This window comes from Pseudomonas atacamensis (assembly GCF_017167965.1).
Taxonomy (GTDB): domain Bacteria; phylum Pseudomonadota; class Gammaproteobacteria; order Pseudomonadales; family Pseudomonadaceae; genus Aquipseudomonas; species Aquipseudomonas atacamensis.
Genome location: NZ_CP070503.1, coordinates 514,834 through 535,561, shown reverse-complemented (window position 1 = coordinate 535,561; position 20,728 = coordinate 514,834). Strand labels below are relative to the sequence as shown.

Annotated in this window: 25 protein-coding genes; 16 read left to right on the top strand and 9 right to left on the bottom strand. The window is 61.7% G+C overall.

What is annotated here, in order from left to right:
- Positions 1-55 precede the first annotated feature (55 nt).
- The 10 genes from JWU58_RS02480 to JWU58_RS02435 all read left to right on the top strand — a co-directional run bounded on the left by JWU58_RS02480 (position 56) and on the right by JWU58_RS02435 (position 7,449).
- Positions 56-742: a YggS family pyridoxal phosphate-dependent enzyme gene (locus JWU58_RS02480; protein ID WP_123441733.1), complete on the top strand. Its 687-nt coding sequence runs from the start codon at positions 56-58 to the stop codon at positions 740-742.
- 23 nt (positions 743-765) lie between these two features.
- Positions 766-1,584 (top strand): pyrroline-5-carboxylate reductase, encoded by an 819-nt coding sequence (gene proC / locus JWU58_RS02475; protein ID WP_123441734.1) that lies wholly within the window; start codon positions 766-768, stop codon positions 1,582-1,584.
- Between the two features lie 11 nt (positions 1,585-1,595).
- Positions 1,596-2,186, top strand: a complete 591-nt coding sequence (locus JWU58_RS02470) for a YggT family protein (RefSeq protein WP_016772729.1) — start codon at positions 1,596-1,598, stop codon at positions 2,184-2,186.
- Positions 2,187-2,391: 205 nt separating this feature from the next.
- Positions 2,392-3,531, top strand: coding sequence for a homoserine O-succinyltransferase MetX (gene metX / locus JWU58_RS02465; protein WP_130888301.1), 1,140 nt, complete (start codon positions 2,392-2,394; stop codon positions 3,529-3,531).
- 7 nt (positions 3,532-3,538) lie between these two features.
- Positions 3,539-4,159 carry a methionine biosynthesis protein MetW gene (gene metW / locus JWU58_RS02460; RefSeq protein WP_039757544.1) on the top strand — a complete coding sequence of 207 codons (621 nt, stop codon included), beginning with the start codon at positions 3,539-3,541 and terminating at the stop codon, positions 4,157-4,159.
- 26 nt (positions 4,160-4,185) lie between these two features.
- Positions 4,186-4,620, top strand: coding sequence for a DUF4426 domain-containing protein (locus JWU58_RS02455; RefSeq protein ID WP_024014660.1), 435 nt, complete (start codon positions 4,186-4,188; stop codon positions 4,618-4,620).
- Complete coding sequence (gene rdgB / locus JWU58_RS02450) at positions 4,617-5,213, top strand: RdgB/HAM1 family non-canonical purine NTP pyrophosphatase (RefSeq protein WP_130899350.1); 597 nt, start codon at positions 4,617-4,619, stop codon at positions 5,211-5,213. The genes JWU58_RS02455 and rdgB overlap by 4 nt, the downstream gene beginning before the upstream one ends.
- Positions 5,210-6,415 carry a radical SAM family heme chaperone HemW gene (hemW, locus tag JWU58_RS02445; protein WP_130899349.1) on the top strand — a complete coding sequence of 402 codons (1,206 nt, stop codon included), beginning with the start codon at positions 5,210-5,212 and terminating at the stop codon, positions 6,413-6,415. The genes rdgB and hemW overlap by 4 nt, the downstream gene beginning before the upstream one ends.
- Positions 6,416-6,437: 22 nt before the next feature.
- Positions 6,438-6,761, top strand: a complete 324-nt coding sequence (locus JWU58_RS02440) for a DUF3392 domain-containing protein (RefSeq protein WP_008083808.1) — start codon at positions 6,438-6,440, stop codon at positions 6,759-6,761.
- 139 nt (positions 6,762-6,900) lie between these two features.
- Positions 6,901-7,449: an RNA 2'-phosphotransferase gene (locus tag JWU58_RS02435; RefSeq protein WP_123441738.1), complete on the top strand. Its 549-nt coding sequence runs from the start codon at positions 6,901-6,903 to the stop codon at positions 7,447-7,449.
- 129 nt (positions 7,450-7,578) lie between these two features.
- Here the strand turns inward: JWU58_RS02435 and trmB are convergent, their stop codons facing one another.
- The 4 genes from trmB to JWU58_RS02415 form a co-directional block, all read right to left on the bottom strand.
- A complete protein-coding gene (trmB, locus tag JWU58_RS02430) occupies positions 7,579-8,304 on the bottom strand; it encodes a tRNA (guanosine(46)-N7)-methyltransferase TrmB (protein ID WP_093097446.1) in 726 nt (241 codons plus the stop codon).
- Between the two features lie 9 nt (positions 8,305-8,313).
- Entirely contained in the window at positions 8,314-9,108 is a 795-nt protein-coding gene (locus JWU58_RS02425) for a thiazole synthase (protein ID WP_007964131.1), read from the bottom strand.
- A 61-nt stretch (positions 9,109-9,169) separates the two neighbouring features.
- On the bottom strand, positions 9,170-9,370 hold the full coding sequence (thiS, locus tag JWU58_RS02420) for a sulfur carrier protein ThiS (protein ID WP_038861193.1): 201 nt from the start codon (positions 9,368-9,370) through the stop codon (positions 9,170-9,172).
- 71 nt (positions 9,371-9,441) lie between these two features.
- Positions 9,442-9,822 carry a DUF423 domain-containing protein gene (locus JWU58_RS02415; RefSeq protein ID WP_123441739.1) on the bottom strand — a complete coding sequence of 127 codons (381 nt, stop codon included), beginning with the start codon at positions 9,820-9,822 and terminating at the stop codon, positions 9,442-9,444.
- Between the two features lie 74 nt (positions 9,823-9,896).
- Here JWU58_RS02415 and mtgA point away from each other — a divergent pair, with 74 nt between their 5' ends.
- A complete protein-coding gene (mtgA, locus tag JWU58_RS02410; RefSeq protein WP_095181330.1) occupies positions 9,897-10,619 on the top strand; it encodes a monofunctional biosynthetic peptidoglycan transglycosylase in 723 nt (240 codons plus the stop codon).
- Positions 10,620-10,800: 181 nt separating this feature from the next.
- Here mtgA and rpoH read toward each other — a convergent pair whose 3' ends face one another.
- The 4 genes from rpoH to ftsY all read right to left on the bottom strand — a co-directional run bounded on the left by rpoH (position 10,801) and on the right by ftsY (position 14,939).
- On the bottom strand, positions 10,801-11,655 hold the full coding sequence (gene rpoH / locus JWU58_RS02405) for an RNA polymerase sigma factor RpoH (protein WP_016772717.1): 855 nt from the start codon (positions 11,653-11,655) through the stop codon (positions 10,801-10,803).
- A gap of 115 nt (positions 11,656-11,770) precedes the next feature.
- The gene (gene ftsX, locus JWU58_RS02400; protein ID WP_016772716.1) at positions 11,771-12,796 is read right to left on the bottom strand and encodes a permease-like cell division protein FtsX; all 1,026 of its coding nucleotides are present in this window, start codon (positions 12,794-12,796) and stop codon (positions 11,771-11,773) included.
- Positions 12,793-13,464 (bottom strand): cell division ATP-binding protein FtsE, encoded by a 672-nt coding sequence (ftsE, locus tag JWU58_RS02395; protein WP_016772715.1) that lies wholly within the window; start codon positions 13,462-13,464, stop codon positions 12,793-12,795. The genes ftsX and ftsE overlap by 4 nt, the downstream gene beginning before the upstream one ends.
- The gene (ftsY, locus tag JWU58_RS02390; RefSeq protein WP_123441740.1) at positions 13,461-14,939 is read right to left on the bottom strand and encodes a signal recognition particle-docking protein FtsY; all 1,479 of its coding nucleotides are present in this window, start codon (positions 14,937-14,939) and stop codon (positions 13,461-13,463) included. Before ftsY ends, ftsE begins: the two co-directional genes overlap by 4 nt.
- On the opposite strand from ftsY, the gene JWU58_RS02385 reads away from it, so the two are divergent.
- The 5 genes from JWU58_RS02385 (at position 14,938) to JWU58_RS02365 (ending at position 19,797) form a co-directional block, all read left to right on the top strand.
- Positions 14,938-15,132, top strand: coding sequence for a hypothetical protein (locus tag JWU58_RS02385; protein ID WP_016772713.1), 195 nt, complete (start codon positions 14,938-14,940; stop codon positions 15,130-15,132). The genes ftsY and JWU58_RS02385 overlap by 2 nt on opposite strands.
- Positions 15,133-15,283: 151 nt before the next feature.
- The gene (locus JWU58_RS02380; RefSeq protein ID WP_206421440.1) at positions 15,284-16,639 is read left to right on the top strand and encodes a M16 family metallopeptidase; all 1,356 of its coding nucleotides are present in this window, start codon (positions 15,284-15,286) and stop codon (positions 16,637-16,639) included.
- Complete coding sequence (locus JWU58_RS02375) at positions 16,632-18,122, top strand: M16 family metallopeptidase (RefSeq protein WP_206421439.1); 1,491 nt, start codon at positions 16,632-16,634, stop codon at positions 18,120-18,122. Before JWU58_RS02380 ends, JWU58_RS02375 begins: the two co-directional genes overlap by 8 nt.
- A complete protein-coding gene (rsmD, locus tag JWU58_RS02370; protein ID WP_039757533.1) occupies positions 18,122-18,736 on the top strand; it encodes a 16S rRNA (guanine(966)-N(2))-methyltransferase RsmD in 615 nt (204 codons plus the stop codon). Before JWU58_RS02375 ends, rsmD begins: the two co-directional genes overlap by 1 nt.
- 65 nt (positions 18,737-18,801) lie before the next feature.
- Positions 18,802-19,797, top strand: a complete 996-nt coding sequence (locus JWU58_RS02365) for a hydrolase (RefSeq protein ID WP_206421438.1) — start codon at positions 18,802-18,804, stop codon at positions 19,795-19,797.
- A gap of 57 nt (positions 19,798-19,854) precedes the next feature.
- Here the strand turns inward: JWU58_RS02365 and JWU58_RS02360 are convergent, their stop codons facing one another.
- Complete coding sequence (locus tag JWU58_RS02360) at positions 19,855-20,709, bottom strand: sulfurtransferase (RefSeq protein ID WP_073471025.1); 855 nt, start codon at positions 20,707-20,709, stop codon at positions 19,855-19,857.
- Positions 20,710-20,728: the final 19 nt, after the last annotated feature.

Below are 20,728 nucleotides of genomic sequence, written 5' to 3'. Positions count from 1 at the left end.
GCGTCCCTCAATTCCAGTAGAATGCCGCGAACCTACAGACCGCCGGCGCCTCTTGATGTCCACGATAGCAGACAACATCCTTCAGGTTAGTTCGCGCATCCAGGCAGCGGCCAAAGCTGCGCACCGCGACGAAAACAGCATCCATTTGCTCGCCGTGAGCAAGACCAAACCCGCCGAGGCCCTGCGGGAAGCCTATGCGGCGGGCCTGCGCGACTTCGGCGAGAACTACTTGCAGGAAGCCTTGGGCAAACAGCTGGAGCTGGCCGACCTGCCCTTGATCTGGCACTTCATCGGCCCCATTCAATCGAACAAGACTCGCGCGATTGCCGAGCATTTCGACTGGGTGCACTCCGTGGATCGTCTGAAAATTGCCCAACGCCTGTCCGAACAACGCCCGGCCGAACTGCCCCCACTGAACATCTGCATTCAGGTCAATGTCAGCGGCGAGGCGAGCAAATCCGGTTGCACCCCGGCCGATCTGCCAGCGCTGGCCGAGGCCATCAGCGCGCTGCCACGCTTGAAACTGCGCGGACTGATGGCGATTCCCGAGCCGACCGAGGAGCGCGCCGAACAGGACGCTGCCTTCGCCGCCGTGCAGGTACTGCAGGCGAGCCTCGCTCTGCCGCTCGACACACTGTCCATGGGCATGAGCCACGACCTTGAGTCGGCCATCGCCCAAGGCGCCACTTGGGTGCGGATCGGTACAGCGCTGTTTGGCGCCAGAGATTATTCCCAGTCTTGAACGTTTCCAGATAAGGACCACACATGAGCAACACACGTATTGCGTTTATCGGTGCGGGCAACATGGCGGCCAGTCTGATTGGCGGCTTGCGCGCCAAAGGTCTGGAAGCGGCGCAGATCCGCGCCAGCGATCCGGGCGAAGACACCCGCGCCAAAGTCAACGCCGAGCACGGCATCGAAACCTTCGCTGATAACGCCCAGGCCATCGACGGCGTCGATGTCATCGTGCTGGCGGTCAAGCCACAGGCGATGAAAACCGTGTGCGAGGCGATTCGCCCGAGCCTCAAGCCCAATCAACTGGTGGTGTCGATCGCCGCCGGCATCACCTGCGCGAGCATGACCGCGTGGCTCGGCGAACAGCCGATCGTGCGCTGCATGCCGAACACTCCGGCGCTGCTGCGTCAGGGTGTCAGCGGTCTGTACGCGACCAGCGAGGTGAGCGCCGAGCAGCGCCAGCAAGCCGAAGAGCTGCTGTCCGCCGTCGGCATTGCGCTGTGGCTGGAAGAAGAACAGCAACTGGACGCAGTCACCGCAGTGTCCGGCTCCGGCCCGGCGTACTTCTTCCTGCTGATCGAAGCGATGACCGCCGCCGGCGTCAAACTTGGCCTGCCAAAAGAGATCGCTGAGCAACTGACCGTGCAGACTGCTCTGGGCGCCGCGCACATGGCGGTGTCCAGCGATGTCGACGCCGCCGAACTGCGTCGCCGCGTGACCTCGCCAAACGGCACCACGGAAGCAGCGATCAAATCATTCCAGGCTGGCGGCTTCGAAGCGCTGGTTGAAACCGCACTCGGCGCCGCCGCGCACCGCTCGGCCGAAATGGCCGAACAACTGGGCAAATAAAGGAGCCTTACATGATCGGATTGAACACCGCAGCGGTTTACGTGCTGCAAACCCTCGGCAGCCTGTACCTGCTGATCGTGCTGCTGCGCTTCGTCCTGCAACTGGTGCGGGCGAACTTCTACAACCCGCTGTGCCAGTTCGTGGTCAAGGCCACTCAGCCGCTGCTCAAGCCTTTGCGCCGGATCATCCCGAGCCTGTTCGGCCTCGACATGTCGTCGCTGGTGCTGGCGATTCTGGTGCAACTGCTGCTGATGGCGCTGACCCTGCTGCTGACCTACGGCACCACTGGCAACCCGCTGCAACTGGTGATCTGGTCGCTGATCGGCGTCACCGCGCTGTTCCTGAAGATCTTCTTCTTCGCCCTGATCATCAGCGTGATCCTGTCGTGGGTCGCACCGGGCAGCCACAATCCGGGCGCTGAACTGGTCAACCAGATCTGTGAACCGGCGCTGGCACCGTTCCGTCGTTTCCTGCCGAACCTCGGCGGCCTGGACCTGTCGCCGATCTTCGCCTTCCTTGCGCTGAAATTGATCGACATGCTGGTGATCAACAATCTGGCGGCGATGACGATGATGCCAGAGATTCTGCGTTTGCTGATGTAAGCCAGTGCGTTCGGTCTGACTGACCGAGTCGCCTTTTTCGCGAGCAGGCTCGCTCCCACATTGGGATGCATTTCAACTGTGGGAGCGAGCCTGCTCGCGAATGGCTGCACCTCGGTCCGAAGCGAAAACGCCGGACCTGATCGTTGCTTGCCGCTAACCCCCCCGGTCTTTAGACTTACGCCTCATTTCAACGAGAGCAGGGTCGATGCCAACTGCCTTTCCCGCCGATTCTGTTGGTCTGGTAACGCCGCAAACCGCGCATTTCAGCGAACCGCTGACGCTGGCCTGTGGCCGTTCGCTGGCCGCTTATGACCTGATTTATGAAACCTACGGCACGCTGAACGCCCAGGCGAGCAACGCCGTGCTGATCTGCCACGCGCTGTCCGGTCATCATCACGCCGCTGGTTATCACAGCGTCGACGACCGCAAGCCCGGTTGGTGGGACAGCTGCATCGGCCCCGGCAAGCCGATCGACACCAACAAGTTCTTTGTGGTCAGCCTGAACAACCTCGGTGGCTGCAACGGCTCCACCGGCCCGAGCAGTATCAACCCGGAAACCGGCAAGCCGTTCGGCGCCGATTTCCCGGTGCTCACCGTGGAAGACTGGGTGCACAGCCAAGCGCGTCTGGCTGACCTGCTCGGCATCCGCCAGTGGGCAGCGGTGATCGGCGGCAGCCTCGGCGGCATGCAGGCCCTGCAATGGACCATCACCTACCCGGATCGCGTGCGGCACTGCCTGGCGATCGCCTCGGCACCAAAACTGTCGGCGCAGAACATCGCCTTCAACGAAGTCGCGCGCCAGGCGATCCTCACCGATCCGGAATTCCACGGCGGTTCGTTCCAGGAAGCCGGCGTGATCCCCAAGCGCGGGCTGATGCTGGCGCGCATGGTCGGGCACATTACCTATCTGTCCGACGACTCCATGGGTGAGAAATTCGGCCGTGGCCTGAAGAGCGAAAAGCTCAACTACGACTTCCACAGCGTCGAGTTCCAGGTCGAAAGCTACTTGCGTTACCAGGGCGAAGAGTTCTCCGGGCGCTTCGATGCCAATACTTATCTGTTGATGACCAAAGCGCTGGATTACTTCGATCCGGCGGCGAACTTCGACGATGATCTGGCGAAAACCTTTGAAAACGCTACGGCCAAGTTCTGCGTGATGTCGTTCACCACCGACTGGCGCTTCTCCCCGGCTCGCTCGCGAGAACTGGTGGATGCGCTGATGGCCGCGCGCAAGGACGTCAGTTATCTGGAAATTGACGCACCGCAGGGCCACGACGCCTTTCTGATTCCGATCCCGCGTTACTTGCAGGCGTTCGGCAATTACATGAACCGCATTTCGTTGTGAGAAAGCCATGAGAGCTGATCTGGAAATCATCCAGGAATGGATCCCCGCCGGCAGCCGCGTCCTCGACCTGGGTTGCGGTGACGGCGAGCTGCTGACTTGGCTGCGCGACAACAAGAACGTCACCGGTTATGGCCTGGAAAACGACGCCGACAACATCGCCGAGTGCGTGGCCAAGGGCATCAACGTCATCGAGCAGGATCTGGACAAAGGCCTGGGCAATTTTGCCAGCAACAGTTTCGACATCGTCGTCATGACCCAGGCCCTGCAGGCGGTGCATTACCCGGACAGGATCCTCGACGAAATGCTCCGGGTCGGCCGTCAGTGCATCATCACCTTCCCCAACTTCGGCCACTGGCGCTGCCGCTGGTATCTGGCGAGCAAGGGCCGCATGCCGGTGTCCGAGTTTCTGCCGTACACCTGGTACAACACGCCGAACATCCACTTCTGCACCTTCGAGGATTTCGAAGAACTGTGCCGCGAACGTGATGCGAAGGTCATTGATCGGCTTGCCGTGGATCAACAGCACCGCCACGGGTGGGCCAGTAAGCTATGGCCTAATCTGTTAGGTGAAATCGGTATCTACCGCGTCAGCAGTCCGCAGTTGGCGGACCACCGAGTCGCGGTCTGAGCCTGGGCATTTGAAGGAGCACGAACATGAGTCGTCTAGCGTTGCTGTTACTCACCGCCTGCCTGAGCGCCAGTGCCATGGCGGCGGACGTCATCAAAGGTGAACGCAAGGAAACCTTCGGCGACATCACGGTGCACTACAACACGTTCAACTCGACGTTCCTGCAACCGGACATCGCCAAGGCTGCCGAGCTGATCCGCAGCAAGAACCAGGGAGTGATCAACGTCTCGGTGGTCAAGGACGGCAAACCGGTGATCGCCAGCGTCACCGGCACGGTCAAGGACCTGACCAGCAACAGCGTGGCGCTGAAATTCCGCCAGGTCACCGAACAGGGCGCGATCTACTACATCGCCCAGTACCCGGTGCCGCAACAGGAAACCCGCACCTTTGAAATCAAGGTGCAGAACGGCGACAAGATCAACACCATCAATTTCAACCAAGAACTCTTTCCCGGCGAATGATGAACATCAAGCAGCTCGTACTGGCCAGCCATAACGCCGGCAAACTCAAAGAACTCCAGGCCATGCTCGGCGACTCGGTGCAACTGCGCTCGATTGGCGAGTGGAGCAAGGTCGAGCCGGAAGAAACCGGCCTGTCGTTTGTCGAAAACGCGATCCTCAAGGCCCGCAATGCCGCACGCATTTCCGGGCTGCCGGCACTGGCCGACGATTCCGGGCTGGCAGTGGACTTCCTCGGCGGCGCACCGGGCATCTATTCGGCGCGTTACGCCGACGGCCAGGGCGACGCGGCGAACAACGCCAAACTGCTCGATGCGCTGAAGGACGTGCCGCAAGCCGAGCGCGGCGCGCAGTTCGTCTGCGTGCTGGCACTGGTGCGCCACGCCGATGATCCGCTGCCGATCCTCTGCGAAGGCCTGTGGCACGGACGCATCCTCAACGCAGCCAGCGGCGAGCATGGCTTCGGTTATGACCCGCTGTTCTGGGTGCCGGAGCGTGATGTGTCCAGCGCCGAACTGAGTCCGGCCGACAAGAACCAGATCAGCCACCGCGCCCGTGCAATGGATCTGCTGCGCCAGCGTCTGGGCTTGAAATGACCACTGATTCTTGCGCGTCGTCGCTGATCATCGGCGGCGCCGCGTCCTCGCCTCGGGCACCGCTGCCAACCCTGCCGCCCCTGGCGCTGTACATCCACATCCCGTGGTGTGTGCGCAAATGCCCGTATTGCGATTTCAACTCGCACACCGCCAGCCCGGTGCTGCCGGAGCAGGAATACGTCGACGCGCTGCTGGCCGATCTCGATCAGGATCTGCATGCGGTGTATGGCCGTGAGCTGACTTCGATTTTCTTCGGTGGCGGGACGCCGAGCCTGTTCAGCGCCGGAGCCCTCGGACGCTTGTTGAAGGGTGTCGAGCAACGCATCCCGTTCGCCGCCGACATCGAAATCACCCTTGAGGCCAATCCGGGCACCTTCGAGCAAGAGAAGTTTGTTGCTTATCGCAAGCTGGGGATCAATCGCCTGTCGATCGGCATCCAGAGCTTTCAGCAGGAAAAGCTGGAGGCCCTCGGCCGCATTCACAACGGTGACGAAGCTGTGCGTGCGGCGGGCATGGCCCGGCAGGCCGGGTTCGATAACTTCAACCTCGACCTGATGCATGGTTTGCCCGATCAGTCGCTGGACGATGCCTTGAGCGATCTGCGCCAGGCCATCGCGCTGAAGCCGACGCACATTTCCTGGTATCAGCTGACGCTGGAGCCCAATACGGTGTTCTGGAACCAGCCGCCAGTGCTGCCGGAAGACGACACCCTGTGGGACATTCAGGAAGCCGGTCAGGCGCTGCTGGCCGAGCACGGTTACGCGCAGTACGAAGTTTCGGCGTATGCCCAGGCCGGTCGCCCGGCGCGGCATAACCTCAATTACTGGAGTTTTGGCGATTTCATCGGCATCGGCGCCGGCGCCCATGGCAAGCTGAGTCATCCGGACGGGCGCATCGTGCGCACGTGGAAAACCCGCCTGCCGAAGGATTATCTGAACCCGGCGAAAAGCTTTCAGGCCGGCGAGAAATCGCTGAGCAATGACGAGATGCCGTTCGAGTTCCTGATGAACGCCCTGCGCCTGACTGCCGGGGTCGAATCGCGCCTGTATCCGGAGCGCACCGGCCTGTCGCTGGAGACTCTCGCCGAAGGCCGGCGCGAAGCCGAACAAAGCGGCCTGTTGCAGGTCGAACCGTCACGCCTGGCGGCGACCGAACGCGGCCAGCTGTTTCTCAACGATTTGCTGCAACAATTTCTGAACTGACTTCAGCTCAAAGGGAAAACGCATGGATTTGATACTCGACCTGCTGGCCACCGTCTCCCGCTGGAGCCGCAGCAATCTCTCGGAAATCGCTCTGGCGCTGGTCGGTTGCCTGCTGGTGCTGTTCGGCGCTGACTTCAAAGGCTGGGTCGAGCAACGCCTGGGCAGCATCGCCGGCGCCCTGCGCGTGCCGCTGATGGCCCTGCTCTGCCTGATCGGCAGCGGCGCCGCGCTGATCTACGCCACGCCGTGGGTGATCAAAGGCCTGAGCCAGTTCAACAACTACAGCCTGGCGCCGGTGCTGCTGGTGGTGTTGGTGCTGATCGGCGTCGTAGCCGACCGCCGCTGACCCCGCAAACACCCCAAAACGAAATGTGGGAGCGAGCCTGCTCGCGAAGGCGTCATGACATCCAACATCATCGTTGATTGTCAGACCGCTTTCGCGAGCAGGCTCGCTCCCACAGTTGATTGCAATGAAAGGGAAGTTCATGAGTAAAAAACTACTGGATGAGACGAGCAAATTTCTCAGCTTCGTGTTGCGTCACCAGCCTCAAGCGATTGGTCTTACGCTGGATTCGGATGGCTGGGCAAATATCGACGCACTGATCAGCGGCGCGGCGCGTGATGGCAGACATTTAAGTCGTGAGCTGATTGAAAACGTCGTGACCAGCAGTGACAAGAAGCGTTTTACGATTTCCGCTGATGGCCACTGTATACGCGCTGTTCAAGGCCACTCGACGAAAAGCGTTGATCTGCAATTCGAGCAGAAACAGCCACCGCAAACGCTCTACCACGGAACAGCGACGCGTTTTCTCGACTCGATCCACGAACAAGGCTTGATTCCAGGACAACGCCATCAGGTGCATCTGTCCGATGAGATCGCCACCGCGTCGGCCGTGGGTCAACGCTACGGAACGCCAGTCGTTCTGAAGGTTGCCGCGAAGCAGATGGAAGAACAGGGCTTCAAGTTCTATCAGGCCGAAAATGGCGTCTGGTTGACAGAGCAGGTGCCCGCTCGATTTCTTGCCCCCCTGTAATCTCCTCATACACAAAATAATTGTGGGAGCGAGCCTGCTCGCGAAGGCGTCTTAACATCCAACATCATCGTTGATTGTCAGACCGCTTTCGCGAGCAGGCTCGCTCCCACAGTTTTTATTGCGTGATGCTTAAGCGATCTTTTCGAACTTCAGATCCCACACGCCATGGCCAAGGCGTTCGCCGCGGCGTTCGAACTTGGTGATCGGGCGTTCGGCCGGGCGCGGGACGCATTTGCCGTCTTCGGCGAGGTTGCGGTAGCCCGGGGCGACGCTCATCACTTCCAGCATGTACTCGGCGTACGGTTCCCAGTCGGTGGCCATGTGCAGAATGCCGCCGACCTTGAGCTTGCTGCGCACCAGTTCGGCGAACGAGGCCTGGACGATGCGGCGCTTGTGGTGGCGGCTCTTGTGCCACGGATCCGGGAAAAACAGCATCAGACGATCGAGGCTGTTGTCGGCGATGCAGCGGTTGAGCACTTCGATCGCGTCGCAATCGTAGACCCGCAGGTTGGTCAGCCCTTGGGTCAGCACGCCATTGAGCAGCGCGCCGACACCCGGGCGGTGCACTTCCACACCGATGAAATCCTGCTCTGGGGCAGCTGCGGCCATTTCCAGCAGCGAGTGGCCCATGCCGAAACCGATTTCCAGCGAGCGCGGCGCCGAGCGGCCGAACACCTGGTCGTAATCGACCGGCGCATCGGCCAGCGGCAGCACGTACAGCGGCGCGCCCTGGTCCAGGCCGCGTTGCTGGCCTTCGGTCATGCGCCCGGCGCGCATCACGAAGCTCTTGATGCGGCGGTGTTGGCGCTCGTCGCCTTCGTCCGGCTGGACAGGCGTGTCGTTCGATTCAGTCATCAATGGCTCTTACTTGATCAGACCATCCAGCGGCGAAGAGGCGCTGGCATAGAGTTTTTTCGGCATGCGGCCGGCGAGGTACGCCAGGCGACCGGCGACGATGGCGTGCTGCATGGCTTGGGCCATCATCACCGGTTGCTGGGCGTGGGCGATGGCCGAGTTCATCAGTACGGCGTCGCAACCCAGCTCCATGGCGATGGTCGCGTCGGAAGCGGTCCCGACACCGGCATCCACCAGCACCGGGATCTTGGCTTCTTCGAGGATGATCTGCAGGTTGTACGGATTGCAGATGCCCAGACCGGAGCCGATCAGACCGGCCAGCGGCATCACGGCGATGCAGCCGATTTCCGCCAACTGGCGAGCGATGATCGGGTCATCGCTGGTGTAGACCATCACGTCGAAGCCTTCCTTGACCAGGGTTTCGGCGGCCTTGAGGGTTTCGATCACGTTGGGGAACAGGGTTTTCTGGTCGGCCAGCACTTCCAGCTTCACCAGATTGTGGCCATCGAGCAGCTCACGCGCCAAGCGGCAGGTGCGCACGGCTTCGATAGCGTCGTAGCAACCGGCGGTGTTCGGCAGGAAGGTGTAGCGATCTGGCGACAGCACTTCGAGCAGGTTCGGCTCGCCTTCGATCTGGCCCAGGTTGGTGCGGCGCACGGCGAAGGTGACGATTTCGGCACCCGAGGCTTCGATGGCCTGGCGGGTTTCTTCCATGTCACGGTACTTGCCGGTACCGACCAGCAAACGCGACTGGTAAGTACGACCGGCCAGCACAAAAGGCTTGTCGCTACGAACGATGCTCATGGGGAATCCTCTTTAAGGGTGAGGGTCTTGCAGAATTCTGTGCCCTTGCGGGTCGGGACAATCAGCCGCCGCCGATGGCGTGGACCACTTCGACGTTGTCGCCGTCGTTCAACGTGGTGTCGGCATGCTGGCTGCGCGGGACGATGTCCAGATTGAGCTCGACCGCCACGCGACGTCCGGCCAGATCCAGACGGGTGATCAGGCCCGCAACGGTTTCACCGTCGGGCAATTCAAAGGACTCGCCGTTCAACTGAATGCGCATGCACAACGCCGCCATCATTTTTAGGGGCTGGCATTCTAGCCCGATCATGACCTAAAGGTCAGTACCAAGCGTCAAGCGGTTGGCTGCAAGCGCCAGGCGGCGAGGCCGAGGCAAACCCAACCGATGAGAAACGCCAGGCCTCCGAACGGCGTGATGATGCCGAGTTTGCTGATGCCGGTCATGGTCAGCAGATACAGGCTGCCGGAGAACAACACAATGCCGACGGTGAAGGACAGGCCGGCCCAAGTAATCAGGCGCCCTTGAATCTGCGTGGCCAGCAGCGCAACGCCGAACAGCGCGAGTGTGTGCACCAGTTGGTAGGTGACGCCGGTGTGGAAAATCGTCAGGTATTCCGGCGTCAGACGGTTTTTCAGGCCGTGGGCGGCAAACGCACCGAGCGCAACACCGGTGAATCCGAAAAAAGCGGCCAGCATCAAAAAGCCACGCAGCATGGGGAACTCCAGTCAGACGCCATCGGCAGGGTCTGTATAATGGCCCGCTCCGCGGGTTCGGCCAAGCCATCTCTATGCTGCGTTCAATTTTCCGTCGTCTCACGAAGGCTCTGCTCTGGTTCGCCGGCGGCAGCGTCTTGCTGGTGCTGGTGTTCCGCTTCGTGCCACCGCCGGGTACGGCGTTGATGGTCGAGCGCAAGGTCGAATCCTGGGTCGACGGCGAGCCGATTGACCTGCAGCGCACCTGGAAACCGTGGAACGAGATCTCCGATGACCTGAAAGTGGCGGTAATTGCTGGCGAAGACCAGAAATTCCCCGAGCACTGGGGCTTCGATCTGCGCGCGATTCAGGCCGCTCTGGCCCACAACGAACTGGGCGGTTCGATTCGCGGTGCCAGCACCTTGAGCCAGCAGGTGTCGAAAAATCTCTTTCTCTGGTCCGGCCGCAGCTATCTGCGCAAAGGCCTGGAGGCGTGGTTTACCGCGCTGATCGAGGTGTTCTGGCCCAAGCAGCGGATTCTTGAGGTGTACCTGAACAGCGTCGAGTGGGATGACGGCGTATTTGGCGCTGAAGCGGCGGCCCGCCACCACTTTGGCGTGAGCGCGAAGTCATTGTCGCGCCAGCAGGCGAGTTATCTGGCTGCCGTACTGCCCAATCCACGGGTGTGGAGCGCGAGTCATCCGACCGGTTATGTATCGCGACGTGCCGGGTGGATTCGGCAGCAGATGAGTCAGTTGGGCGGGGACAGTTATTTGCTCGGGCTGAATGATTCGCGACGGGCGCCTTGGGCTGAATAACACCGAAATACCAATGCGGGAGCGAGCTTGCTCACGAATGCGGTGGATCATTCAGCAGTGGCGGTGACTGACACTCCGCTTTCGCGAGCAAGCTCGCTCCCACATGGGTTTTGCGTGAAGCCAGAAATGAAAACGCCCCGATCATCGCTGATCGGGGCGTTTTTTATTGCTGATGCGCCGCTTACGCGGCGATCGACAACTTGAGCTTGTTCATCGCGCTCTTTTCGAGCTGACGGATTCGCTCGGCCGACACGTTGTACTTCTGCGCCAGGTCGTGCAGCGTGGCTTTCTCTTCTGCCAGCCAGCGCTGGTAGAGGATGTCACGGCTGCGCTCGTCCAGCACTTCCAGTGCTTCGTGCAGGTTGGTGTTGGAGTTGTCGCTCCAGTCGGCATCTTCCAGTTGACGCGCCGGGTCGTACCGGTGGTCTTCCAGATAGTTGGCCGGCGACTGGAAAGCACTGTCGTCGTCGGCTTCGGCAGCCGGGTCGAAGGCCATGTCGTGGCCGGTCAGGCGGCTTTCCATCTCGCGCACTTCACGTGGTTCGACGCCGAGGCTTTCCGCCACACGGTGGACTTCCTCGTTGTTCAGCCACGCCAGACGCTTCTTCTGGCTGCGCAGGTTGAAGAACAGCTTGCGCTGGGCCTTGGTGGTCGCGACTTTCACAATGCGCCAGTTGCGCAGGATGAACTCGTGAATTTCCGCCTTGATCCAGTGCACGGCGAACGACACCAGACGCACACCCATTTCCGGGTTGAAGCGCTTGACGGCCTTCATCAGTCCGACGTTACCTTCCTGGATCAGGTCAGCCTGAGCCAGACCGTAGCCGGAATAGCTACGGGCAATGTGTACGACGAAACGCAGGTGGGCGAGCACCATCTGCCGAGCCGCCCCCAAATCCTGCTCATAGTAGAGACTCTCGGCCAGTTCACGCTCCTGCTCCGGCGTCAGCAATGGAATGCTGTTGACGGTGTGCACATAGGCTTCCAGGTTCGCACCCGGAACCAGCGCATACGCAGGTTGCAAAGAATTGGTCATACGAAAAAACCTCCCACTCACATACTCGTGCCTCTCGGCACTGCGAAAAATTGACCGGGAACTCAGGTACAAGTTCCCATAAAAACCGCAAGGTCAATCACGCGCAAAAAAGATTCTACTTCGGCGCCAGCTCCCTGAGATGACGTGCGACTGCAATCCATGCACCGATATAACCCAACAGCACCGCGCCAAGCAAGAGCGACAGACCGTCGGCCACTGGCACGCCGGCCAGGGCGAAATCACTGCCGTACAAACCGGCCAGTCCGACCACCGCATCGTTCAGCCAATTGAGGCCGAACGCCAATACGCCCCAGGACAACAGCCCTGCACCGAAGCCATACAACGCGCCCATATACAGGAAAGGGCGGCGCACATAACTGTCAGTGCCGCCGACGAGTTTAATCACTTCTATCTCGGTGCGGCGGTTTTCAATATGAAGACGAATGGTATTGCCTATCACCAAAAGTAATGCAGACACCAACAATACCGTCAGACCGAAGACAAAGCGGTCGCCAAGCTTGAGGATGGCGGCCAGACGCTCGACCCAGACTAGATCAAGTTGCGCCTGTTGTACCTTCGGCAGCTCGGAAAGTTTTTGTCTTAATGCTTCGAGTGTCGGCTTGTCGACTTCGTTCGGTGTCACCAGCACCACACCCGGCAACGGGTTGTCAGGCAGCTCACGCAGGGCTTCGCCCAGGCCGGACTGCTGCTGGAATTCTTCCAGCGCCTGATCGCGGCCGACATATTCGGCATCAGCGACGCCGGGCATGCCTTTGATCTGCTCACGCAGCGCTTCACCCTGCTCCGGGCTGGCGTCGAGTTGCAGGTACAGGGAAATCTGCGCCGCGCGCTGCCAGGAACCGCCAAGACGCTCAACGTTGTTGAGCAACAGCGACAGCCCCATCGGCAGACTCAACGCCACGGCCATCACCATGCAGGTGAAGAAGCTGCCGATCGGCTGCTTGCCGAGGCGGCGCAGGCTGTCGAGCAGGCTGGCGCGATGGCTTTCGATCCAGGCGCGAAACAGCGTGGCGAAGTCCGGGCCGTCGTCATCGTCGTGCTTTTTCTTTTTCTGCGGTTGCGGATCGGCGGCCTTCGGGGCCACGCGCTCGGAAACCTTCGGACTGCGTGTCGCACTCATACCCCGGCCTCCCCGTCGCCGATCAGGCGGCCGCGTTGCAGGGTCAGCATGCGATGACGCATGCGCGCGATCAGTGCCAGGTCGTGACTGGCGATCAGCACGCTGGTGCCCAAACGGTTGATGTCTTCGAACACGCCCATGATCTCCGCCGCCAGACGCGGGTCGAGGTTACCGGTCGGTTCGTCTGCCAGCAGCAAGGCCGGGCGATGGACGATGGCGCGGGCAATGCCGACGCGCTGTTGCTGACCGGTGGACAGATCGCCCGGGTACAGATCGGATTTGTCCGACAGTGCCACGCGTTCCAGCGCCGAATCGACGCGCTTGGCGATCTCGACCTTGGACAGGCCGAGGATCTGCAGCGGCAAGGCGACGTTGTTGAACACTGTACGATCGAACAGCAACTGGTGATTCTGGAACACCACGCCGATCTGTCGGCGCAGGAACGGAATCTGCGCGTTGCTGATGGTGCTCAGGTCCTGCCCGGCGAGCAGCAGTTTGCCGCTGGTCGGCCGTTCCATTGCCAGCAACAGGCGCAACAGCGTGGATTTACCGGCACCGGAGTGACCGGTGACAAACAAGAACTCGCCACGACGGACTCGAAAGCTCAGCTCATGCAAGCCGACGTGACCGTTCGGGTAGCGTTTACCGACCTGTTCGAAACGAATCATGAACGCTCCCGCTCGGCAAACAGTGCCTGGACAAAGGGTTCGGCTTCAAAGGTGCGCAAATCGTCGATGCCTTCACCGACGCCGATGTAGCGGATCGGCAGGCCGAATTGCTTGGCCAGGGCGAAAATCACCCCGCCCTTGGCGGTGCCGTCGAGCTTGGTCAGGGCCAGACCGGTCAGTTCGACGGTCTGGTTGAACTGCTTGGCCTGGTTGATGGCGTTCTGGCCGGTGCCGGCGTCGAGCACCAGCAGCACTTCGTGCGGGGCGTCGGCGTCGAGCTTGCCGATCACCCGGCGAACCTTTTTCAGCTCTTCCATCAGGTTGTCTTTGGTGTGCAGACGACCGGCGGTGTCAGCGATCAGCACGTCGATGCCACGGGCCTTGGCCGCTTGCACCGCGTCGAAGATCACCGAAGCGGAATCAGCGCCGGTGTGCTGGGCGATCACCGGAATCTTGTTGCGCTCGCCCCAGACCTGCAATTGCTCCACGGCCGCTGCACGGAAGGTGTCACCGGCCGCCAGCATGACTTTCTTGCCTTCCAGCTGCAGCTTCTTCGCCAGTTTGCCGATGGTGGTAGTTTTGCCGGCGCCGTTGACGCCAACCACCAGAATCACGAACGGCTTGTTCTGCGAGGCGATTTTCAGCGGCTGTTCAACCGGCTTGAGCATCGCGGCCAATTCGGCCTGCAAGGATTTGTACAAGGCGTCGGCGTCGGCCAGCTCCTTGCGTGCAACCTTCTGGGTCAGGCGCTGGATGATCTGCGTGGTGGCTTCGACGCCGACGTCGGCGGTGAGCAGACGGGTTTCGAGGTCGTCGAGCAGGTCATCGTCGATGGTCTTGCGCCCGAGGAACAGGCTGGCCATGCCCTCGCCGATGCTGGCACTGGTCTTCGACAGGCCTTGCTTGAGACGGGCGAAGAAGCCGGCTTTGGTTTCTTCGGTGCGCGGGGTTTCGACTGGCGCTTCTACAGGGACTTCGACCGGCACGACCGGAGCGACAACCGGCGCAGCGGCAATCGGTGCAGGCTCCGACGGCGGAACAACCGGGGCGGCGGGTTCAGAAATGATCGGCGCTGGCTCGGCAACCGGCTCAGGCACAGGCTGCGCAGCCACTTCGGCAACCGGCGCAGGAATCACTGGCGTCACATGCGGCGCTGCTTCTTCAACCAGCGCGACCGGTTCTTCTGCCACTGGCAAGGTCAGCCACGGCTCGGCGGCGGGCGTCAGCGGCAACTCGGCAGCGGCCGGCGTTTCGGGCTCGGCCTCAACCTCCGGTTGCAGCACCGGCTCGGCGATCGGCAGCACAATCGGCGCCGGCTCTTCTTCTATTACAGGTGCTGGCGCGGGGGCCGGCTCAGGAATCGCGGGCGGCTGTTCGACGACGGGTTCCTGCGGTTTCTTCCGCAGCCATCCGAACAGGCTTTTCTTCTCGCCAGCCGCAGCTGGGCTCTTCTTGTCGTCGTTGGAACCAAACATGGAGGACGGCTATCTCACGGTAGCGACGCGCCAACAGGGCGCCCCGGCAAATAAATATTCGATGCAGAACAGACTGTGTTTCACCCAGCTTGTTCACGCGCAACATTTTGTCGAGGCACCAAAGGCACCTCAAACTTCAATTAACACGAAGGACTGGAGCGGCATCGTCGGCGAAAACGCGCAGTACAGATGAAAAACTGCTGCTATCCGCGACAAACCCATACAGCCTGACCGGGTATCGAAACCTGATAGGCGTGGCCGCCAGTAAAACGGATCAGTATCCTAGCACCCTCTCGCCCGCCGACGCTAAGACCAAGCGGGCAGCCCAACAGGTTGAAAAACGAATGAATGCTCTAGCCCGCCGCGCTGCTGGCCTGCTGCTCAGCGCAGTCTGCCTGCCCCTTTCGGCCCTGGCGGCCGACCCGCAACCGACCCATGAATTCACCCTCGACAACGGCCTCAAGGTCGTCGTGCGCGAAGACCATCGCGCACCGGTGGTCGTTTCGCAGATCTGGTACAAGGTCGGCTCCAGCTACGAGACTCCGGGCCAGACCGGTCTGTCCCACGCGCTCGAGCACATGATGTTCAAGGGCAGCGAAAAAGTCGGCCCCGGCGAAGCCTCGCTAATCCTGCGCGACCTCGGCGCCGAAGAGAACGCGTTCACCAGCGACGACTTCACCGCTTATTACCAGGTGCTGGCCCGTGATCGCCTCGGCGTGGCCTTTGAACTGGAAGCCGACCGCATGGCCAATCTGCGCCTGCCGGCCGACGAGTTCGCCAAGGAAATCGAAGTCATCAAGGAAGAGCGCCGCCTGCGCACCGATGACAAGCCGATGTCCAAGGCCTATGAGCGCTACAAGGCCATGGCCTACCCGGCCAGCGGTTATCACACGCCGACCATCGGCTGGATGGCTGACCTCGACCGTATGAAAGTCGAGGAACTGCGCCACTGGTACCAATCCTGGTACGCGCCGAACAACGCCACGCTGGTGGTGGTCGGTGACGTCACTCCGGACGAAGTGAAAACCCTCGCCCAGCGTTATTTCGGCCCGATCGCCAAACGCGACGTGCCACCGGCGAAAAAACCGCTGGAATTGGCCGAGCCCGGCGAACGCCAGATCACCCTGCGCGTGCAGACCCAACTGCCGAGCCTGATGCTTGGCTTCAACGTGCCGAGCATTGCAACCGCTGAAGACAAACGCTCGGTCAACGCCTTGCGCCTGATCTCGGCGCTGCTCGACGGCGGCTACAGCGGACGCATCCCGGCGCAACTGGAACGCGGCGAAGAGCTGGTCTCCGGCGGCTCGTCGGACTATGACGCCTATACCCGTGGCGACAGCCTGTTCACCCTGTCGGCCACGCCAAATACGCAGAAGAAAAAGACCATCGCCCAGGCCGAAGCCGGCTTGTGGAAACTGCTTGAGCAACTGAAAACCACCGCGCCGTCTGCCGAAGAGCTGGAACGCGTCCGCGCTCAAGTCATCGCCGGCCTGGTCTACGAGCGTGACTCGATCACCAGCCAGGCCACCGCGATCGGTCAACTGGAAACGGTCGGCCTGTCGTGGAAGCTGATGGACACCGAACTGGCCGATCTGGAAAGCGTGACCCCGCAAGACATCCAGAACGCCGCGAAAAAGTATTTCACCCGCGAACGTCTCAGCGTCGCCCACGTCCTGCCTTTGGAGACGACTCATGAGTGAGCGCAAAACCCCACGCCTGATGCTGCTTGGCCTGATTGCTGTCGCGGTGATCGGCTCCGCAGCGGTTTATTTGTCGCCAAGCGCTGACAGCAAGGCCAGCGAAGCACTGGATAACGCCAAGTCCAGCCAGAAACTGCAATCGCTGGCCGAACTCGACGGCAAGGCCCCTGCCAGCCGCAAGCTTGATGTGCAGACCTGGAACACTGCTGAAGGCGCGAAAGTGCTGTTCGTCGAAGCCCATGAGTTGCCGATGTTCGACATGCGCCTGATCTTCGCCGCAGGCAGCAGCCAGGATGGCAACGTCCCCGGCCTCGCGGTGCTGACCAACGCCATGCTCAACGAAGGCATTGCTGGCAAAGACGTCGGCGCGATCGCTCAAGGGTTTGAAGGCCTCGGCGCCGACTTCGGCAACGGTGCGTTCAAGGACATGGCGCTGGCTTCGCTGCGCAGCCTGAGCGCACCTGAGCAGCGTGAACCGGCGTTGAAGCTGTTCGCCGATGTGGTCGGCAAACCGACCTTCCCCGCCGACTCCTTCGCGCGCATCAAGAACCAGTTGCTCGCCGGTTTCGAATACCAGAAACAGAACCCCGGCAAACTCGCAAGCCTCGAGCTGATGAAGCGTCTGTACGGCGATCACCCATACGCGCATTCCAGCGATGGCAATGCCCAAAGCGTGCCGAAGATCACGGTCGAGCAATTGCGCGAGTTCCACGCCAAGGCCTACGCCGCCGGCAACGCTGTGATTGCACTGGTCGGCGACCTGTCGCGAGCCGAAGCCCAGGCGATCGCCAATCAGGTCTCCTCTGCCCTGCCGAAAGGCCCGGCACTGGCGAAAATCGCCGCACCGCAGGAACCGAAGGCCAGCGTCAACCACATCGAGTTTCCGTCGAAACAGACCAACCTGATGCTCGCGCAACTGGGCATCGATCGCGACGATCCGGATTACGCCGCGCTGTCGCTGGGCAACCAGATCCTCGGCGGCGGTGGTTTCGGAACGCGTCTGATGAGCGAAGTGCGCGAGAAGCGCGGCCTGACTTACGGCGTGTATTCGGCGTTCAGCCCGATGCAGGCGCGTGGGCCGTTCATGATCAATCTGCAGACCCGCGCCGAGATGAGCGAAGGCACCCTGAAACTGGTGCAGGACGTGCTCGCCGACTACCTGAAAACCGGGCCGACACAGAAAGAACTCGACGATGCCAAGCGCGAGCTGGCCGGCAGCTTCCCGCTGTCCACCGCGAGCAACGCCGACATCGTTGGCCAGCTCGGCGCGATGGGCTTCTATAATCTGCCGCTGAGCTATCTCGACGATTTCATGCGGCAGTCGCAGAGCCTGACTGTGGAGCAAGTCCGCGACGCCCTGAACAAACACCTGAGCACGGAGAAAATGGTCATCGTCACCGCTGGCCCGACCGTGCCGCAAATGCCGTTACCGGCCCCATCTGATAAACCTGCCGAGCAACCGCTCGGGGTTCCGGAGCATTAATGGCCACTCGAGCACCGAAAAAACCTGTGCAAAACGTGCACAACGGCGTGAACCAGCTGCGCATCATTGGCGGCCAGTGGCGCAGCCGCAAGCTGAGCTTTCCCGACGCACCGGGCCTGCGCCCGACCCCGGATCGCGTGCGTGAAACCCTGTTCAACTGGCTCGCGCCGTATGTCGAAGGGGCGAAAGTGCTCGACCCGTTCGCCGGCAGCGGCGCGCTGTTTCTCGAAGCCCTGTCCCGTGGCGCGGCCACGGCCCAGGCGCTGGACGCCAGCAACGTTGCGGTTTCCAGCCTGAAAGAACACCTCGGCACCCTGCGCTGCACCAACGGTCAGGTACAGACCGCCGACGCGCTGCGCTACCTGGAAACCCAGACCGCGACGCCGTTCGATCTGGTGTTCCTCGACCCGCCGTTCAACCAGAACCTGTTGCCAGCGGTTTGTACCTTGCTGGAAGAGCGCCAATGGCTGGCGGCCGATTCGTGGATCTACACTGAAAGCGAAACAGCGCCATCGACGCTGGGCCTGCCGGGCAACTGGCGCCTGCATCGTGAACAGAAATCCGGTCGGGTTTTTTACGCGCTGTGGCAGCGCACGGCGGACATCGCCGGCTGACAAGGTCGCAAGCAACCTGCGGCGAGGGGGCAAGCTTCCTCGCCACAAGCCCATCGAGAATCATCGTGCCCCCTTCGCCAGAACGCTTCATCCCCGCCTTCGGCCTCGGCAATCCACATCTGCAAACCCTGTGGGGGCCGCTGTGGCGCAAGACTGTGCACATCGAGCGCGAACGCGAACGCCTGTGGCTCGAGGACGGCGACTTCCTCGACCTCGACTGGCACGGCCCGCACAGCGCCGAGGCGCCGTTGGTACTGGTGCTGCACGGCCTGACCGGCTCTTCCAATTCGCCCTATGTGGCGGGCATTCAAAAGGCCTTGGCCGACCAGGGCTGGGCCAGCGTCGCGCTGAACTGGCGCGGTTGTTCCGGCGAGCCGAATCTGTTGCCGCGCAGCTACCACTCCGGCGCCAGCGAAGACCTTGCCGAAGCCATCCAGCACCTGCGCGCCAAACGACCGTTGGCGCCGTTGTACGCGGTCGGCTATTCACTGGGCGGCAACGTGCTGCTCAAGCATCTTGGCGAAACCGGCAGCAACAGCGGCGTGCTCGGCGCGGTGGCCGTGTCGGTGCCGTTCAGGCTCGACCAGTGCGCAGACCGGATTGGCCAGGGGTTTTCGCGGGTTTATCAGGCGCATTTCATGCGCGAAATGGTCGCCTACATCAAGAACAAGCAGCGCCAGTTCCAGCATGACGGGCGTGAAGACGGCCTGGCGAAACTGGCCGCGCTCGGCTCGCTGGAAAACATGCGTACGTTCTGGGATTTCGACGGCCGGATCACCGCGCCGCTGCATGGATTCACCGATGCCGAGGATTACTACCGCCGCGCCTCAAGCCGCTACTACCTCGGCGAGATCCGCACGCCGACGCTGATCATTCAGGCGGCGGACGATCCGTTCGTATTTCCCCACAGCCTGCCGCAAGCCGACGAGTTGTCAGCCTGCACCCGGTTCGAATTGCAGGCGCGTGGCGGTCATGTCGGTTTTGTCGACGGCTCGGTGCGCAGGCCCGGGTATTACCTGGAACGGCGTATCCCGCAATGGCTGGCCGCACTCGGTCAATGAGCGCCGCATATCCCTTGCAGGAGTGAGCCTGCTCGCTCCCACATGGGATCAGCGATGTTATTCGCCCGTGGCAATGCCGCGCGATGGCTCGTTGATCCATTCGCTCCACGATCCGGCATACAGCGCACCCAGCGGGTAGCCGGCCAGGCACAGTGCAAACAGGTTGTGACACGCCGTCACTCCGGAGCCGCAGTAGGCGACCAGTTCCGACGGTGAGCGATCACCCAGTTTCGCGGCAAAGCGCTGCTTGAGCTGCTCGGCCGGCAAAAACCGTCCATCACTGCCGAGGTTGTCGGTGAACGCCGCGCACTGCGCGCCGGGAATGTGTCCGGCGACCGGATCGATCGGTTCCACTTCGCCCTTGAAGCGCGGCAAGGCGCGGGCGTCGAGCAGGGTCAGGGTTGGCTGGCCGAGGCGCTGCTGCAATTGTTCGGCGCTGAGCAACAGGCTCATGTCCGGCTGACCACTGAAGTTACCCGGCGTCACGCTCGGCGGATCCAGGCTCAGCGGCAGGCCGGCGGCGTGCCAGGCTTTGAGCCCGCCATCGAGAATGAACACGCCGTCGCGCTTGCCCAGCCATGCCAGCAACCACCATGCCCGCGCCGCATACGCACCCGGGCCGTCGTCGTACAAAACCACATCGCTGTCGTTGCTGATGCCCCAGGCTTGCAGGCGTTCGATCAGCGCCGCCGGCTCGGGCAACGGATGACGCCCGGTCACGCCCTTCTCGACTTTACCGCTCAGATCCCGCTCCAGATCGGCGAAACTCGCCCCGGCAATGTGCCCTTCGGCGTAGCTGCGCTGGCCGTAATCCGGATCTTCGAGGGCAAAACGACAATCAAGAATCACCAGCCCCGGCTGCTCTTTGCGAGCGTCCAGTGCTTGTGGGCTGATCAACTGCGCAATCGACATAACGGGCTCCTGTGGAATT